Source organism: Pseudomonas sp. Pmew2 (assembly GCF_058129885.1).
In genome coordinates this window covers 2865857-2883963 of the sequence record NZ_CM176702.1, presented here as the reverse complement: position 1 = coordinate 2883963, position 18107 = coordinate 2865857, and the positions used below count along the sequence as shown (strand labels likewise).

Annotated in this window: 13 protein-coding genes, 3 pseudogenes and 1 other annotated feature; of the genes and pseudogenes, 8 read left to right on the top strand and 8 right to left on the bottom strand. The window is 53.7% G+C overall.

The window, feature by feature from the left end; genetic code table 11:
• Position 1 precedes the first annotated feature (1 nt).
• The 7 genes and pseudogenes from tssH to tssA form a co-directional block, all read right to left on the bottom strand.
• Positions 2–2596, bottom strand: coding sequence for a type VI secretion system ATPase TssH (tssH, locus tag AC4ANK_RS13160; RefSeq protein WP_031596000.1), 2595 nt, complete (start codon positions 2594–2596; stop codon positions 2–4).
• Positions 2584–3612: a type VI secretion system baseplate subunit TssG gene (gene tssG, locus AC4ANK_RS13155; protein ID WP_460382779.1), complete on the bottom strand. Its 1029-nt coding sequence runs from the start codon at positions 3610–3612 to the stop codon at positions 2584–2586. The genes tssH and tssG overlap by 13 nt, the downstream gene beginning before the upstream one ends.
• On the bottom strand, positions 3576–5363 hold the full coding sequence (gene tssF, locus AC4ANK_RS13150; RefSeq protein WP_002553525.1) for a type VI secretion system baseplate subunit TssF: 1788 nt from the start codon (positions 5361–5363) through the stop codon (positions 3576–3578). The genes tssG and tssF overlap by 37 nt, the downstream gene beginning before the upstream one ends.
• A gap of 92 nt (positions 5364–5455) precedes the next feature.
• The gene (gene tssE, locus AC4ANK_RS13145) at positions 5456–5863 is read right to left on the bottom strand and encodes a type VI secretion system baseplate subunit TssE (protein ID WP_460382781.1); all 408 of its coding nucleotides are present in this window, start codon (positions 5861–5863) and stop codon (positions 5456–5458) included.
• Between the two features lie 8 nt (positions 5864–5871).
• A pseudogene (gene tssC, locus AC4ANK_RS13140) lies at positions 5872–7323 on the bottom strand (type VI secretion system contractile sheath large subunit).
• 28 nt (positions 7324–7351) lie between these two features.
• Positions 7352–7852, bottom strand: a complete 501-nt coding sequence (gene tssB / locus AC4ANK_RS13135; protein ID WP_002553522.1) for a type VI secretion system contractile sheath small subunit — start codon at positions 7850–7852, stop codon at positions 7352–7354.
• 31 nt (positions 7853–7883) lie between these two features.
• Positions 7884–9434, bottom strand: a complete 1551-nt coding sequence (tssA, locus tag AC4ANK_RS13130; RefSeq protein WP_002553521.1) for a type VI secretion system protein TssA — start codon at positions 9432–9434, stop codon at positions 7884–7886.
• A 601-nt stretch (positions 9435–10035) separates the two neighbouring features.
• Between tssA and AC4ANK_RS13125 the strand changes: the two genes are divergently transcribed.
• The 8 genes and pseudogenes from AC4ANK_RS13125 (at position 10036) to AC4ANK_RS13090 (ending at position 16254) form a co-directional block, all read left to right on the top strand.
• Positions 10036–10554 carry an Hcp family type VI secretion system effector gene (locus AC4ANK_RS13125; RefSeq protein WP_005759943.1) on the top strand — a complete coding sequence of 173 codons (519 nt, stop codon included), beginning with the start codon at positions 10036–10038 and terminating at the stop codon, positions 10552–10554.
• 69 nt (positions 10555–10623) lie between these two features.
• Positions 10624–10830 (top strand): annotated as a pseudogene (locus AC4ANK_RS13120) (type VI secretion system tip protein VgrG); the annotation flags it as partial.
• A 49-nt stretch (positions 10831–10879) separates the two neighbouring features.
• A protein-coding gene (locus AC4ANK_RS13115) for an IS3-like element IS51 family transposase (RefSeq protein WP_095178853.1) occupies positions 10880–12102 on the top strand; the annotation gives its coding sequence in 2 pieces (ribosomal slippage) (positions 10880–11165 and positions 11165–12102; 1224 coding nt in all).
• Positions 11158–11274 (top strand) — a sequence feature (AL1L pseudoknot). Its footprint overlaps the gene before it by 117 nt.
• A gap of 87 nt (positions 12103–12189) precedes the next feature.
• A complete protein-coding gene (gene istB, locus AC4ANK_RS13110; protein WP_005741073.1) occupies positions 12190–12999 on the top strand; it encodes an IS21-like element ISPsy4 family helper ATPase IstB in 810 nt (269 codons plus the stop codon).
• Positions 13000–13243: 244 nt separating this feature from the next.
• Positions 13244–13993, top strand: a complete 750-nt coding sequence (locus tag AC4ANK_RS13105; RefSeq protein WP_460382697.1) for an IS5 family transposase — start codon at positions 13244–13246, stop codon at positions 13991–13993.
• A 79-nt stretch (positions 13994–14072) separates the two neighbouring features.
• On the top strand, positions 14073–15053 hold the full coding sequence (locus tag AC4ANK_RS13100; protein ID WP_044424202.1) for an IS5 family transposase: 981 nt from the start codon (positions 14073–14075) through the stop codon (positions 15051–15053).
• Between the two features lie 131 nt (positions 15054–15184).
• A pseudogene (locus tag AC4ANK_RS13095) lies at positions 15185–15622 on the top strand (permease); the annotation flags it as partial.
• A gap of 56 nt (positions 15623–15678) precedes the next feature.
• Positions 15679–16254: a GNAT family N-acetyltransferase gene (locus AC4ANK_RS13090; protein ID WP_005734614.1), complete on the top strand. Its 576-nt coding sequence runs from the start codon at positions 15679–15681 to the stop codon at positions 16252–16254.
• 71 nt (positions 16255–16325) lie between these two features.
• On the opposite strand, the gene AC4ANK_RS13085 is transcribed toward AC4ANK_RS13090, so the two are convergent.
• Positions 16326–17894, bottom strand: a complete 1569-nt coding sequence (locus AC4ANK_RS13085; protein WP_031597214.1) for a TerC family protein — start codon at positions 17892–17894, stop codon at positions 16326–16328.
• Positions 17895–18107: the final 213 nt, after the last annotated feature.

The window sequence follows — 18107 nt, the reverse complement described above, 5'->3', positions numbered from 1 at the left end:
GTTATTCGAATTCACAGACAACTCCGCCTGAGCTGTCCAGCGTCGCATGAACCCTGCATAAGGCTTTACCGCTGCTCATGGCGCTGAGCAAACGGTCCGCTATCAACGGGGTCAGGGAGGACTCGAGTAACTGATCGATCAGTCGGGCGCCGCTGTGGCTTTGTGTGCAATGCTCCAGCAGATGACAAACCAGACTCTGCGAGTAGCTGAAGGTGAGGCCACGGGATTCAAGTCTCTCTCCAAGGCGACTCAGCTTTAGTTCGACCAGTTCACGAAGCGCTACACCCGTGATGGGGTAGTAAGGCACAACGCGCATTCTGGCCAGCAATGCCGGTTTGAAATGTGCGCTGAGTACTGGCTCTAGCCGCATCGCCAGCTGTTTGGCATCCGGGAGCGTGCTCTCGTGGCAGTTGGCATGGATCACCTCGGCGCCGAGGTTGGAGGTCATCAGAATGAGTGTGTTGCGAAAATTGATTTCCCGGCCCTCTCCGTCGTTGGCTACGCCTTTATCGAAGATCTGATAGAACAGATTCAGTACATCCGGGTCCGCCTTCTCCACCTCATCAAGTAGAATCACCGAGTAAGGCTTCTGTCGAACAGCGTCAGTCAACATGCCTCCCTCGCCATAACCGACGTAGCCCGGCGGTGCGCCGATCAAACGGGAAACGGTGTGTTTCTCCTGAAATTCGGACATGTTGATCGTCGTGAGAAAACGCTCGCCGCCATACAGCAGGTCAGCCAGAACAATAGCTGTTTCGGTTTTGCCGACCCCGCTGGGCCCTACCAGAAGAAATACTCCGGTTGGGGCACCGGGTTTGTTCAAACCGGCAGCCGATGCCCTCACCGATTTCTCGATGGTCTGCATCGCCTGCTCCTGGCCCCTGATGCGCAAACGTAGTTCTGAAGAGAAGCGGTCAATCCGTTCACTGTGTTCCTGAGCCAATCGCGACACCGGAATTCCAGTCCAGGCACTCACCACTTCTGCGATCAGTCTGGGGCACACTTCAAAGCTCACCAGACGCTCATTCACTTGCGTATCGATCAGGGCCTGTCGGACCTCAGTCAACTCGGACTCCAGCGCCTGCGTGTATTGAGAGTCGCTACCCTCGCCTGCCTGCTGTACTTTTCGGTCGGCCAGTTGACTGCGCAGATTAATGAGCCGCTTGACGGCTGCGAGTTGATCAACCCACCTGCACTCAAGCGCATCCGCGTCGCTCTGCATTAGTGACAGGTCAGAAACCAGCGTATTCAGCAAGCTTTCATCAACCGACAACCCGGCATTGGCATCACGCTGTATTGCCTCGAAATGCCTTCGTTGCCGAGCAAGTTCACCTCGCAGATGCTCAAGACGTTCAGGCACGGCAACCAGACCGATTCGCACACGAGCACACGCTGTATCGAGCAGGTCAACTGCCTTATCCGGCAACTGACGCCCGGAAAGGTAGCGGGCCGAAAGCCGGGCAGCGGCAACCACAGCGTCATCGCGCAGATAGACGCCATGACTGCGTTCATATAACGGCGCGAGCCCACGCAGAATGGTGATGGCCTGCCCCACCGTGGGTTCCATTACGCGGACCGGTTGAAAGCGACGTGCAAGCGCCGGATCCTTTTCGAAATATTGTCTGTATTCGGCCCACGTTGTCGCTGCAATGGTACGCAGCTCCCCGCGTGCCAGCGCAGGCTTCAACAGGTTGGCCGCATCCGACCCTCCGGCCTGAACACCGGCCCCGATGAGCGTGTGGGCTTCGTCAATGAACAGAATGACAGGCCTGAGTGAAGACTGGACTTCCTCAATGACCCCCTTCAAACGACGCTCGAACTCACCCTTGATACTGGCGCCCGCCTGGAGCAACCCCATATCCAGCGACAGTAGCTCGACATTCTTCAACAGATCAGGCACTTCACCATGAACGATCCGCAGCGCCAGTCCCTCGACAACTGCGGTTTTGCCGACACCCGCCTCGCCCACCACAATCGGATTGTTCTTGCGTCGACGAGCCAGTATGTCGACCATCTGGCGCAAGCAGTCATCACGACATAGTACGGGATCCAGCAAACCCTCTCGGGCCTGCTGCGTCAGGTTATGAGTGAAACGTGCAAGTAGCGATTCACTTTGATTCAGGGCTGGCTTTGCGACGTCCGGTGATTGCTGGGCAAGGGCGTAATCGCGAAAGCGTTCAATGTTGATCCTGCCCAATAACGGCTGGTATGGACGGTCCGCATAGCGCGAAGGATTGCGCAGCAAGGCAAGAATCAACGCAGCCTGGTCAATGAGGCTTTCGCCCAAATCCAGATTGGAAATCAACAGCGCGTCTTGAAGCCACTGAACAAGCTCGGCAGAGAATACCGGGTTACGGATTGCACTTTGCTCGATCGGCTGGCGAAGGAAGCCTGCAAATTCGTCAGCTGCAACATCGGCCTCCAGCAGCGCACGCGCAAGCATTCCATCAGGCCGTTCCAGTAGGGCAACCAGCAGATCCTCAACCGAAATTTTACTACTGCCTCTGGAAACACAACGTTCGGCGGCCCCCTCAAGCTCGCTGCGTGTAGGGGCATCAAGGGCTCTGACGAGCTGCTGCAGGTCTACATCGATGATGAATAGTCCTTATTAGTCGGTCTGTTGAACGTCACAAGCCCTTGGGCATGCTCGCGCCCGAGCCAACTGGTCCAACCCAGGTGGCAAGTGTTCGATTGGCCAATGCGCAGATCCCTGATATCCGAATTAAGAAGCTCGAGACAAACGTCGTAATCCAGTGGATCGCGCAACGTGAACCGCACAAGTGCGCCCAACGGTTGGTAGCTCCGGCCGGCGGGTAGAAATTCGTGGAAGCGCTCCCAATCAAGCTGTTTTATATGAATGCGAAACTTGCCACTCCGATCTGGAACACGAACACCCAGCACCATATTCCGCCCTGGCTGGTTGTTGGCTTTGCCAAGGCAATTGAGCTGAGCACGACTGATCTCAACCGTTCGCTCAACACATTTTTCGATGAACATCCGGGCATGCTTGAAGTAGTAACGAAGCACCGACTCGATCAACGCGGCAGAATGAGCACGCAGGCTCAAGAGCCCCAGATAGGGCAACAGCCGCTTCCAGTTCAACTCGGTTGTTTCTCGAATGCGCGCGCCATGTAAACCGATCAATGCAAAGAGATGTTCGGAAAAAGGATCGGTTGCGCCACTGGCGAATACCGCGTGATAGCGGTACTTGCGCCAGACAGGCAACATCAGTTTTTGCAGGCGATGATTAAAAATATCCAGGAAATCCCGAGTGGCATTAGGCTTGTCCCGTTCCCCCAACGCCTGCTCGGCATAGAAAGCCGGCAGCGGTGAACCGGACCCGACCAGGCTCATCACGTTGAGGTACAACCGGACATACAGGTCAGTGTGCTCATGAAAAAAATCCAGACGTTCTATGTCGCTACAGGGAAATCCAAGACTGGGATTTGCCCTTAATTCAAGAAAAGCATGCAGTTGCTCATCATCGGCATCCGGGTGAACTTCACGTAAAACCCCGAGGATCAAAGGTATCGCCTGATACACGGAATATTCCCGTATATGCTGACTGAGCGTAGTCAGAGCAGCGGCTGCTGCCCCATGCGTGGCGTCCATTCGTAACCACCTCCCTGAGCGGTTTTTACATGCAGTTCATGGAAAGAATTCAAACTGGCATAAAGCGCAAAGAATTCGTTTAGGACTGACGCAAACAGAAACAGACTGGCTTCGTCTGCAAGCGCGCCAGGGGCAATGAGCAGCTCGGTTTTAATGCCTCGCACCGGCCGGCCATCATGCAAGCGATCAACGTGCTGGTGACGTATCGATTTCAGCCCACTTAACAAATGCTGACTGACCTTCTCCGCTTGCTTGTCGTAATAACGCGGCAAGTCGTAGGTCTCGATAATGACCTTTAAAGCTTCGATACTTGCCAGAGACAGATAATTCAGCGACATGTTACTAATGACGCGCCATAGAAAGTCACGTCCAATCGGCGGCGCATAGCTTTTAGTTGCTGGTGTAATATTTCTGAACCGCAGGAAGTCTGGAGTGCCTTCGCACGGCTTGCATATCCCGCCGGCCCTGATCTGCTGTGGAAGATTATGGTTGGTGCAGGTCAATCCAATCGAGATCGTTTCGTTGTCTCGGTCGCCACGCGTATCGAAACTCAGGTAAGTATCCAGCCCTCCATGCGCTACGGAGTCACGATGACGCACGCTGTAATAAGGGGCGTTGCTCTGCACATCGACGGCCGGATCATGTTCGAAGGACTCAAAGGGCACATAGTTCTGATATCCCCTGCCTCCTGGCTGCCATCCGGTGACGGTATCAACCGAGTAAACCCCGCACTTGCCATGACCGTAGTGCGCAGGAATCAGCAGATACTCATCCTGTCGTGCGTCGGCCAAAATGGGGAGTGCATCCTGTTTGAACAAGTTGACCACGGGTGTGCAATATAATTTTATATGTTCAACCTTCGGCCGAAGATGCAGCATATCCTCGCCATGCACTTCAAAGATCAGCTGAAAGCCACGAGCAACTTTCAATACATCTTCACTCACTGATGCGATGATCTGAAGACCGCCAATATCAGAAAAAAGGAATTTCTCCGGAAAGCAAAAATACTCTTGCAGGTAGCGATAACCGCGAAAAGTGTTCAGCGGATAAGGGATCAATGACTCATCTTCTGCAAAGCCCACTGGCTGTACTTGATCTACAGAAATGCTCAGTTCATATGATTTGCCATCCCCATCCAGAAGCGGCTTGCCCTGTTCATCCAACAGTAATATCTTAACGCTTTTAAGTTTGCGCATGAGGCCAAGATACAGCGCTTGGCTAATAGCGCGATCGCCTGCAAAGTGCAGGCGTAGCCTATTCAGCTCCAGTGCCCCCAGGTGCCCGTCACCTGTCATCTCCAGAGACAACGTCAAAGTCGTCGCCTCCGCGCTGGCCGAGTAGGAAACATTTGCCAACTTCAGTGGAAGAATGTCGGTTGGAAAGCAGGTACGAAATTGACAGACCTGCCCCTTCACGGGCTCACTTTCTACCGGGGTATCGCGCTCGACCCTTATGCCAGGCCCTACAGCCATCAACGGATCGAACTGCAACATGCTCACTGCCGGCATCGGTCGCATATAATTGGGCCATAACAATTGCATAAGCGAATGAGTCAACTCAGGCAGATCATCATCGAGTTTTTGACGCAAACGACCCGTCAGGAAAGCAAACCCTTCAAGCAACCGTTCAACGTCGGGATCCTGACCTGCCTGCCCCAAAAAAGAAGCCAATGCCGGATTCCGATCAGAAAACTGCCGGCCCGACTGACGCAGGGCCATCAGCTCCTCTTGATAGTAATGGTTAAATGACAATGCTCACCTGCCGGATCTTGTTTTATGAATAAATAACGGAGTTTATGTAAAGAAATAGGAAACAACCGATTCGCGAGAATCACTTGGCATAGTCAACTCACCCTTACCCTTCCGGCTTCGCTGACAGTTGCGGAAAACCGAACAGCCTTTTTAATGCCGTCAGCTTTTAAAATTGCATCAATAAAAAATTGCAGTGTCAGCCTATTTTCCGAGTGCCCTTCAGACATGACGTAAACCTCTGACAAGCGGGGCTCATAGAGCCTGACAGCTTTCTCGATCGCCACTCGGGATTGCCTCAATATATCGTGAGCGCTCATGCTCATGTCATTCAAGTCAGGCAAGCCATAATCAGATAGCATTTTCACGCTTCCTGCACGAGCGCCAAGCATGTTCGACAAATGTGTCGCTATCGATGCCGTTAACTGTTCTTCCTCAGAAAAGCCTGGCGGCTGTAACCTCACTTCGGCAAGGCGTTCAAAAAGACTACCGAGGCCTCTCATGGCGTCACCTATTCCTTTTCCATTTTCCCGACCAGCGACAGAGTAAAATCAGCCCCCATATATTTGAAATGAGGACGGATATTCAAACTGACACGGTACCAGCCAGGATCACCTTCAACGTCGCTAACAATAATTTGCGCTGAGCGTAACGGGCGTCTTCCTCGCACTTCCGCGCTCGGGTTTTCCTGATCTGCAATGTACTGGCGAATCCATTTATTAAGTTGACTCTCCAGATCCGCTCGCTCTTTCCAGGACCCGATCTGCTCTCGCTGCAACACCTTGAGGTAGTGCGCGAGGCGGTTGACAATCATCATGTAGGGCAGTTGGGTCCCCAGTCTGTAATTATGCCATCCGAATGGTTGCCAAAGAACTTGGGCTTTTGCACCGAACTCGCGGAAAAGAACGCGGCGTTATCGCTTCCTTTGCGCATGGTCAGCGCGATAAACCCCTCTTCTGCGAGTTCATACTCTCGGCGATCAGAGACCAGGACCTCCGTCGGAATCTTTGTCTCGATTTCACCCATGCTGTGGAATCGGTGCAAGGGAAGGTCTTCCACCGCACCACCACTCAGTGGCCCGATGATGTTGGGACACCAACGAAATTTGGCAAAACTGTCTGTCAGCTTCGTCGCAAATGCATAGGCCGTATTTCCCCATAGATAGTGCTCGTGGCTATTCGCAACGTTTTCCTTGTAGGCAAACGTTTTTACCGGGTTTTCCTCTGGCTCGTAAGGACTGCGCAGCAGGAAACGCGGCACGGTCAAGGCAAGATACCGAGCGTCTTCTTGCTGCCGGAAGCTCTGCCATTTGGCGAACTGCGGCCCTTCGAAATGATCGCTCAGATCCTTGAGGTCAGGCAGACCGGTGAACTGCTCAAGCCCGAAAAAATTGAGCGATGAAAGGTGCATGCGCCATACAGGCAACGCTTGAAACGTATTGCATGGTTTTGACATCAGGGGCGCTTGGCGAGAAAAAATAATTGGCGATGATTGCGCCAACGGGATTACCGCCAAACTGGCCGTACTCAGCGGTGTAGACGTGTTTATAGAGGCCCGACTGAACAACTTCAGGTGAATCTTCGAAATCCTCTAGAAGATCCTGTTTGGAAACGCTTAATAACTCGATTTTTATATTTTCACGAAAATCGGTTCGATCAATCAGTAACTGCAACCCACGCCATGAAGCTTCCAATGCCTGAAATTCTACATGATGGATGATCTCGTCCATCTGGCGACTCAGCTTGACGTCAATCTCGGTAATCATCCGGTCAACCAGCGCTTTTTTGACCGGTTCGTTGTTATTACGCGGCTTCAGCAACTCTTCAATAAATGCAGCCACCCCTCGTTTGGCAATGCCATAGGCGTCGTCACAAGGCTCTAATCGGGTATGCGCAATAATCTGATCGAGAATTCCATGGTGAAGCTCATTTACGTCGCGCTGCGGTATGGCTTTTGTGTTCATATATTAATTCCTGACAATAAATCCGACATTACCGTTGCGACGCGACATCCAGGCCAAGCTCATCCAGCACGTTCTTACGCGACGTTTCATCCGTAATGACATGCTCGATGGCCTTGCGAAAAGAAGGCATGTTCCCCAGCGGCCCCTTGAGCGCCATTAGGGCGTTGCGGAGCTCCATCAGTTTTTTAAGCTCCGGAATCTGTTCGACGAGACTGGCAGGGTTGAAGTCTTTCATCGAAGAGACCTTGATGCTGACAGTCAGCTCGTCAGCCCCGCTATCAGCCTGCAAGCGGTCAGGTATATTCAGTACCAGTTCAAGCTCCTGTTTCGCCAACACATCATCGAAATTATTCTTGTCGATACTGATTGATTTACGGTCCTCAAGCTTTCGCTCGTCCGCGCGTTGTATGAAATCGCCAAGAACCAGCAACTTCAGCGGCAGCTCTATTTCTTCCTGTGCGCCACCAACAGCAGGTTTGAACGTCACGTTAATCCGTTCTTTGGGCGCTACAGAGCCTTCTCTGGCCATCTCATTTCCCCTCAATTCATTCAACTGTGCATTAGCTATCAATAAACCGCTCAAGGTCGTGATGACACAACCTCTGGTAAATTACTTCTTTGCGCGCTACTGCCTTTTCGTTCAGAGCAATGCGCTCGTAACAGCTGTATAACAAGCGCGACACATCCAGGAAGACCGTGGGTTCCCATGCCGGCAACCCTGCTGTTTGAAGTTCTTGATCAAGGTGCTCAAGTTGAACCTTCGCCAACTCGTATTTTTTTGCATCTATACAGAGACGTGCGATGCATAGCTTGCAGAAAAATCGCTCTCGCCCGCCCTCCACGCCTTTCAAATGATCATTCACCAATCGCACAGCGGCCTTCAGTCCTTTTTTCTGCAAAACCGGCAGTGCATCGTGATACAACGAGCTTTGTTCTAAGGCGTCATGCTGACTTTCGCTGCCACGCGCATTACTGACATGAACTTCAGGAACCAGGATATGAGCGGCGATCCACTGTAACGTCTCCTCGTCTGCAAACGGCACACCATCATGAAAGCGAAGTTCAACAAGGTCTGGAATGCGCTTTAAAAGTAAAGCAAATTGAACCTCCACCTCGCGCATTGCCGCTTCGCCACCCAAGGCTTTCAGACAGTTCCAGACCATTCGCTGACCATCAAACCAAAAAGGCGAGCCTGCAAGACTTGCTTCAAGGTCTACAATGAGGTCTGCGTAAAGACCCTGTTCGAATCGCTCTTGGTAATTACTCAGTTTGTCAGCGGGCAATCTCCTTAACTGCGTTATTTTCTCACTATTTCTTTCAGGAAGACTATCCACCGCATACCAGACCTGCGAGCGACCAAGGCGAAAAGCCCGCAGATCTGTAGTTTTTTGCTTGAGCCACCATCTGCAAAGGCTGCGTACGGAGTTCTCTTGCATACTTAAAGCCCGCTGCGCATCTCTCTCGTTGTCAATGTCGGAGTCACTTGAAAATAACTGAACCGCAGCCTGCTTGACGCGCTCCACCACCTTGACAGGCTCTTGCTCAACCTGCTCAGCACGCTGAATCATACGGGCGAGCCGTCTTCGCAACGGCAGCAGCAACGGGGCGTCACTTCCCAGATACAGATTAAATATTTCATCCAGGCCATCAAGCTGCCTGAGCAGTTGCTGGAACTCAGGAAGCTGGTGAGTAATGGAAATATCTTCTCCCAGTGCCTTTTCAAGTTTCAGCAAGAGCCATTGCATGCTCGCCGAACGTGTTCGTAACTTTCTGGGATGAAAGAGCAGCCAACGCTCTTTGCACAAATAATGAATCAACCCCAGGCCCGCAGCTAATCCGCTGACAGACTCGCATTCATATAGAGCCCAGGCCAGCCAGCTGGCGACGCGCAGGTCTTTGGACTGGTTTGAAAGAATATGTTCACAGCCCTCTCTGATCCGCAGCCAGTCTACATTTACTTCCCCGAAAACGGCCTGCGTACAGCCCAGCTCACGCTCCAAGACTTCAAACATCGTAGAAAAACGAATGTCTTCGCCTGCGTAATCGTCCGCAGCTACAGGGTGCCGAGCCAGATCCAGATATAGAATGGAGAGCTTGTCTTTACCTGCCACTGCTCATACACCCCACATAGCGTACACTTCATTGTGAAAAGCTTTTCCAGCTACTCATAAAACCAGGCAAACCTTATCTTCATAAAAACCAGCAAGCAAGGTGACACCTGAAAGATATTAAACTTTCGGAAAATTCTTACACCCGAGCAGAGCAAATATGTAGGAAGCAATTAATTTATGTACCAAAATATTTATAGCTTTAATTATCCATTGACCGGATACGCTGCTATATGCGTATCAGAACTCACAGATATATTCGGTCTAAAATTCACCGAAAGGGACTACTGAACGGCCAAAAATCTTGTCAGGAGAACGTGCGAAAAATGTGACTTTCCACACAGAAAGACCAGATATGAAAATATTAATATTTTCAGATAGCAGCTTGGAAAGCTGCGCAAAAAAAATGATAACGGTGCGCAAAAGCCTGCACAATTTACTCGAAGAAAACTCACTACAAGCGTCTTCTGCATATCCTGTAAATGGCCAAACCAGCTGACATTACTGACTTAAGAGATACCTGGCACGTAACTTGTTATAGCAATGCTTCGATCTCCAAGCCGATTCGCTTGTGAGGTACCATCGACTGTAAGGAAGAACGTTAATGCCTACACCCGCCTATATGACTGTCATAGACGCCAATCAAAAAACGCTGACAGCAGGAGCTTTCACAGCAGACTCTGTCGGTAACGTCTATCAGGAAGGCCATGAAGATGAAGCGATCATCCAGGCATTCAGCCATAACATTATTACACCCTGTGATACGCAGTCAGGTCAGCCTACTGGCCAACGCATTCATGGGCCTGCCTGTGTCACAAAAATTTTCGACAAAACCTCGCCATTGCTTCTGGAGGCCCTTTGCTCAGGCTCAACACTGAGCAAAGTCGAAATCAAGTGGTACCGGACGTCTATCGATGGCAAGCAGGAACACTATTACACCACCACCCTTGAGGATGCGGTCATCGTCAACATCAAGTCCTATATGCACAACTGCCAGGATCCGAAGAACTCACACTTTGGACACCTGGAGGACGTTCAATTCAGCTATCGCAAAATAACCTGGGATCACGTAAAGGCCACTACTACCGGATCTGATGACTGGAGAAGCCCAAAGTCGGCATAACTCCACTGCTCCGTCGGTCCGACAGGATCGGCGGGGGTTTTCATAAACCGGCTAGGCACGGTGGTCCATATGACGCTGAACCCCGCTGATCGACCTTACTTCAGCCTGAGCGTCGACGGCCTTGAGCATGACTTTCAAATCCTTTCATTTACCGGCCATGAAGCTATCAACCAGCCCTTCTGCTTTACGCTTGAGCTGGTCAGCGAGCGCACGGCGCTGGACCTTGAAGACCTGCTGAATCGTCCTGCATTTCTGCAGTTCGTGCCTGACGGTGGTGAACCGCCCCGGGTTTCTCGGAGACTCCAACCTTTGAGAGGATGGAGCGATGAAAAAACTACCGAAGTATTCCCCAGAGGTCCGTGAGCGGGCCATCAGGATGGTTTTCGAACACCTTCCTGAGTACGAGTCGCAGTGGGCCACCATCAGTGCCATTGCCCCCAAGATCGGCTGCACGCCCGAGACATTACGGCTGTGGGTTCGCCAATCTGAGCGCAACAGCGGCCAGCGTGATGGGCTGAGCACAGTCGAACGTGAGCGAGTCAAGCTCTTGGAGCGTGAGAACCGTCAGTTGCGTCAAGCTAACGAGATCTTGCGTAAGGCCTCAGCCTATTTTGCCCAGGCGGAGCTCGACCGCCCATTCAAACGATGAAGACGTTTATTGATGAAAACCGCCAGTCTTACGGGGTCGAGCCGATTTGCAAGGTGTTGCCAATCGCCCCGTCGACGTACTACCGGTACGCTGCTCAGCAGGCTGACCCCAGCCAGCAGTCAGCGCGTGCGCAGCGTGACCAGGAACTGGGTGAGCACATCCAGCGAGTCTGGGATGAGCACTTCCAGGTATATGGCGTGCGCAAGGTCTGGCGACAATTGCTGCGTGACGGACTGCAAGTCGCCCGCTGTACGGTGCAACGTCTGATGGGAGAGCTGGGCCTGCAAGGCGTGGTACGCGGCAAGCCCGTCAAGACGACGGTCAGCGACCAAGCCAGGCCGTGCCCGCAGGATCATGTCAACCGTCAGTTTGTGGCTGAGTGCCCGAACGCCCTATGGGTATCGGACTTTACCTACGTCAGTACCTGGCAGGGTTTTGTTTACGTGGCCTTCATCATTGATGTCTTTGCCCGATTCATCGTCGGTTGGAAGGTGTCCAGTTCAGCGCGTACCGATTTTGTACTCGATGCACTGGAGCAAGCCCTTTACGCCCGTCGCCCAGTCAAGCAGGGTGGACTCATTCACCACAGTGACCGTGGCGTGCAGTACGTGTCCATTCGCTATACCGAGCGTCTTGTCGAAGCCGGTATTGAGCCATCGGTCGGGAGTGTCGGTGACTCTTACGACAATGCTTTGGCTGAGACCATCAATGGTCTTTACAAGGCTGAAGTGATTCATCGACGCTCTTGGCCCACACGGGGGGCGGTGGAGCTGGAAACCCTGAAATGGGTGGACTGGTTCAATCACCGCCGCCTGCTGGAGCCAATCGGTCATATTCCACCGGTCGAAGCAGAAGCAATCTATTATCAGCAACTCACCGAGTCTGCCCAGGTGGCATGACTCAAACAAAAGGGTCTCCGAGAAACCCGGGGCGGTTCACTTGCAGCATCCGCTGTCGGTTTATGAGCAACTGCTGGAGGTGAGAGCATGAACCTTCAACATGCTCGCCTGACAGAACTATGCAAGGGGCTAAAGCTTGAGCGCGTCGGGGTGGACTGGCCGCACCTGGCCCAACAAGCAGCAAGCGGCGAAGACAGCTTTGCCGACTTCCTCGAAAAGCTGCTGGCTGCCGAGACCGATGCCCGAAGTGAACGCTCTCGACAGGCCCTGCTGAAAACTGCCGCGCTGCCCGCTGTGAAAACGCTGGAGCAATACGACTTCGCGTTTGCCACCGGCGTCCCCCGGGCACAGCTCCAGGAGCTGGCAGCACTGAGTTTTGTTGGACGTGCCGAGAACATCGTGTTCCTGGGGCCTAGTGGTGTAGGCAAGAGCCACCTGGCTATCGCCCTGGCCTACCGGGCAGTGATGGCCGGTATCAAAACCCGCTTCGTCACGGCGGCTGACTTGATGCTGCAACTGACCGCTGCGCACCGCCAGGAACGGCTCAAGGAATACTTCAGTCGTGTGGTGATGGCCCCTGGGTTGTTGGTCATCGATGAAATCGGCTACCTGCCGTTTGGTCGTGATGAAGCCAACCTGTTCTTCAATGTTGTCGCCAAGCGCTACGAGCAAGGCAGCCTGATCCTCACGAGTAACTTGCCGTTTACCCAGTGGGCCGGAACCTTTGCGGATGATCAAACACTGACAGCGGCCATGCTGGACAGGCTGTTACATCATGCCCATATCGTGCAGATGACAGGTGAAAGCTATCGACTCAAGGACAAGCGCAAAGCAGGAACCAAATCTTCTCGGGCCGAACCGGCTCGAAAATATGAACCCGAGGGGGGTCAAAACTAAGTTGGCGATTTAGCACGGAAGGGGGTCACTTTTTAGTTGGCGTTGACAACCAATCCCCTTTACGCAGTTGGCAGCATAGTCTCGGCTCAACCATCACCACATTTGTTAATCAACGTCCGCAACAAACCTCTCAGCAGGGCTTCACTCTGCTAGGGTCTGTTCCCGTTTCGACGTAACCCATTGATCTCTATGAGAACAGGCCCGTATTGTTGGAGTTCTCACACAACACCAATACGAGCCTGCAATGCCCCGATTAATGCTCAGTGATGAGCACTGGCCGAAGCTTCGAGAAATTTTGCTGCACGAATCGATCTACAACAAGCGAGATTTGCGCACCACGGTTGAAGGCATGCTGTACCGCATGCGTGTGGGTTGCCCTTGGCGAGACCTGCCGAAAGCGTTTGGAAACTGGAGCAAGGTCTACAAGCGGTTCAATGCCTGGTCTGCTTCAGGCAAGTGGGTCAAGGTGCTTGAGGTGCTGATGACCGATCCTGACATGGAGTGGGTTTTCATTGATGGCAGCTATGTAAAGGCTCATCAGCACAGTGCAGGTGCTGCCAGCACGCAGGACCAGGCCATCGGAAAAAGCCGAGCCGGTAACACCAGCAAGATTCACCTGGCTGTAGACGCTTGTGGGCTGCCCATTGCATTTGACGTGACCGGAGGCCAGACCAATGATTGTTCGCAGGCGGCCTCGTTGATTGCCAAGATGCCCAATGCAGAAGTGATCATTGCGGACAAGGGCTACGACACTGAAGCGATACGCGCTCAGGTCGAGCAGCAAGGCAGCAAAGTGGTGATTCCACGAAAGCGCAATTCTCTGAAAGGGAACGCAGATCTGGACAAAGGGTTATATCGCAATCGACATCTCGTAGAAAACGCCTTTGCCCGGTTGAAGCATTTCCGGGCGGCGGCTTCTCGGTTCGACAAACTCAAGAGAAACTATGAAAGCGTCATAGCAATGGCCTGCGCTTTTCTGTGGCTGCCAATGTGAAACGGGAACAGACCCTAGGGAATCTCCGAACAAGTCCCGGTTATGCGAAAATCGCCTGACCACCTGATCCGAGCCTCCCATGAGCCAGATGAGCTTTTCCGATTTCGAATATGCCAGCAAGCGCAAGCAGACACGCCGCGAACGCTTCCTCGCCGAGATGGATCAGGTCGTCCCCTGGACAGGTCTGCTGGGCCTGATCGAACCGTTCTACCCCAAGGCCGGCGGTGGCAGAAAACCTTATCCGCTGGAAACCATGCTGCGCATTCACCTGCTGCAGAACTGGTTCTCCCTGAGTGATCCGGCCATGGAAGAAGCGCTCTACGAAATCACCCCCATGCGCCAGTTTGCACGCCTGACGTTGAGTGCGCCGATACCGGAAGACACCACGATCATGAACTTCCGGCACCTGCTGGAGAAACATCAACTGGCTCCTGCAATCCTCGCGGTCATCAACGGTTATTTGCAGGAAAAAGGCCTGTCGCTGCGCCAGGGCACCATCGTCGATGCCACCATTATTCATGCCCCAAGCTCGACCAAGAACAAAGACGGCGAGCGTGATCCCGAGATGCATCAGACAAAGAAGGGTAACCAGTATTTCTTCGGTATGAAGGCCCACATCGGCGCTGACGTTGAGTCTGGACTGGTTCATCACGTCCATGGCACTGCGGCCAATGTGGCCGATGTCACTCAAGTCGCCGAACTGCTCCACGGGGAAGAAAACGCGGTCTATGCGGACGCTGGCTACACCGGTGTCGAGAAGCGTGAAGAGCACGAAAATCGTAACGTGATCTGGCAAATCGCGGCGCGGCGCAGCACGTATTCCAAGCTGAACAAACGCAGCCTGTTGTACAAAGCCAAGCGCAAGATCGAGTACTGCAAAGCGCAGACACGCGCCAAGGTCGAGCATCCGTTTCGGGTCATCAAGCGCCAGTTTGGTTACGTGAAAGTACGCTTTCGTGGGCTGATGAAAAACACGGCCCAACTGACCACGCTGTTCGCCCTGTCGAACCTGTGGATGGCTCGAAAGCGACTAATGGGTTTGGGTGAGTTGCGCGCTTAACACGGAAAACCGAGCGAAAAACGCGCTCGACTCACACTGCATCAGACCGTTTTCAGAAAAATAGCGCTATGTGCCTGGCAAATTACGGCTTGCCACCGCTGCGCGGCAAGTTGATCGGAGCATCCCTAGGTGTCCGCCAAAAAACCATCTACAACTACACCATAAAAACCAACTGCGCCCACCTGGAGTACTACCTCCATTACCCCGACTTCGCCTCGTCCTTCTTCAAGGGCATTGCCATAGCCGTCATCCTGATATTCGTCTTCATAGCCGCCCTCACCGGCTCACTGCTCTTCCTGATCGGCCCAGCAGCCATGGCCTGTATCGCAGCCCTCAATCTACTAAACTGGGAAAACCCCATTCATCATGAACAAAGCCTGCCCTGGGATGAGTACAACTTTGTAACCGTCGACCGTAAACGCCTCATGATCATCACGCACCGCACTGACGTCACGCTAGGCTTTGAGGCCCGTTTCCAGCACGAGGTACTGTTCAACAAATACCTGAATTTTCTCCACACCGTACTCCCCTCCACCGCCGAGTTCACCGAAAAAGCCTGGAAGTGGTAGCACACCCAAGCTAACGTACACGCCGGAATTCAAGCCATACCCACCAAGGCCTCACCATGATCCAGATCCGCCCCATGACCCCGGAAGACTTCGAGCGCTTCTGGCCCACCTTTCAGGCTGTCGTCATCGCTCAGGAAACCTACGCCTACGACCCTGCCGTCACTCAGGAGCAGGCCCGCAGTCTGTGGATGGAGCTGCCGCTGCACACGCTGATTGCCGAGGAAGACGGCCAGCTGTTAGGCAGTTACTACTTGAAGGCCAATGCGGCAGGTCCGGGGAATCATGTCTGCAATTGCGGCTATATGGTGACGGATGCGGCGCGGGGTCGTGGTGTGGCGCGGTTGATGTGCGAGCACTCGCAGCAACTGGCGCGCGACAGCGGGTTTCTGGCGATGCAGTTCAATTCGGTGGTGGCCAGCAATGAAGTAGCTGTCGCGCTGTGGGCCAAGCTGGGTTTCGAGACAGTCGGGCGTTTGCCCAAGGCTTATCGTCACGCCCGATTGGGGCTGGTGGATTGTCTGGTGATGTTCAAGTGGCTGGCTGACGCGCCGATGGCCAAAGAGCCTGCGCAGCCCAAGCTGATCGGCCGCAAGAATATCGAATCTGTGGTGTCGCGTCCGCGTCGCAAATAAGCGCGACGCTCACATGAAAAACGGGGCCTGCTCACCATGAGCAGGCCCCGTTTTGTATTACAGCTCCGTGCTTATTTGCCAGCCCCGACCTCAGGCTGTTTCTGCAACAACACCCGAGTCACCCGGCGCTCTTCCACGCCGACAACCTGAAGGTTCCAGCCCTGCCAGTCCAGGCTATCGCCGGTGGACGGCAGGCGATCCAGCAGGCTCATGACCAGTCCGGCGAGGGTCTGATAATCCTCGGTGGCCTTGGCCTGGAAGCCGGTGCGTTCGCGAATCAGACTCAGGTTCAAGGCACCCGATACCACGAAGTCCTCGCCTTGCTTGACGATGTCCGGGCCTTCCACTTCGCTGGCGTCCGGCAGCTGGCCGGCGATGGATTCCAGAATGTCGGTCATGCTCAACACGCCGATGAAATCACCGAACTCGTTGACCACAAAAGCGATGTGCGTCGACTCCTTGCGCATCTGCTCCAGGGCATTGAGGATGGTGAAGCTTTCCAGCAGGTTGATTGCCTTGCGCGACATCAGCTTCAGGTCGGGCTCGTTGCCGGACAACAATTCCTTGAACAGCTCTTTCTTGTGCACGAAGCCCAGCGGCTCATCGATGCCTCGCTCGCCAATCAACGGCAGACGCGAGTAGGACGAGTGCATCAGTTTCAGACGGATTTTCTCGGCATCGTCTTTCAAGTCGATATAGTCGATTTCGGCCCTCGGCGTCATCACCGTGCGAATCGGCCGCTCTGCCAGTTGCAGTACGCCGCTGATCATCACCCGCTCACGACGGTCAAACACCGGCTCGCTGCTTTCGCCTTCCAGCATGTCGGTGATTTCCTCATCGACATCGCCAGACTCCAGCTTGCGACCGCCCAGCAGACGCATCACCGCATGGGCAGCCCGCTCGCGACGCGGCAGGTGGCCATGAGCAGACTTCTTGCTGCGCTTGCGAGCGATCTGGTTGAACACCTCGATGAGGATCGAGAAACCGATGGCCGCGTACAGATAGCCCTTGGGAATATGGAAACCCAGACCCTCGGCGGTCAGGCTGAAACCAATCATCATCAAGAAGCCCAGACACAGCATGATCACTGTCGGGCGGCTGTTGACGAATTTGGTCAGCGGCTTGCTGGCAATCATCATCAGGCCGATGGAGAAGATCACAGCAATCATCATCACCGACAGGTGTTCGACCATGCCGACGGCCGTGATTACGGCGTCCAGCGAGAACACCGCGTCGAGTACCACGATCTGCGCAACGATGGGCCAGAACAACGCATAACCTGCGTTACCGGCGCGCTGGGCAACATGGCCTTCCAGCCGTTCGTGCAGTTCCATGGTGGCCTTGAACAACAGGAACACACCACCAAACAGCATGATCAGGTCACGACCGGAGAACGTCTTGTCGAAGATCTCGAACAACGGCTCGGTCAGCGTCACCATCCAGGAGATGCTCGCCAGCAGGCCCAGGCGCATGATCAGTGCCAGCGACAGGCCGATGACGCGCGCCTTGTCGCGTTGCTCGGGGGGCAGTTTGTCCGCCAGAATGGCAATAAACACCAGGTTATCGATACCCAGCACCAGTTCCAGCACGATGAGGGTCAGCAGGCCAAGCCATGCCGTGGGGTCAGCGATCCATTCCATGGTAGTTATGCAGCCTCACGAGAAAAATGGCGAGAAAACTCATCGTTGGCCACAGCTGGCCAAGCACTGCAATGAATTGCCATGCGCAAAGGTGCCTTGCGACCATGCACAGGCATGTCGGGGCCATTGCAACACGAGAGAGAGTGTAAACCGGCGTTCGAATCAAACGGCCTGCCTGGTGAATGGGATATCACTGGCCAGCCATCAGCGGTG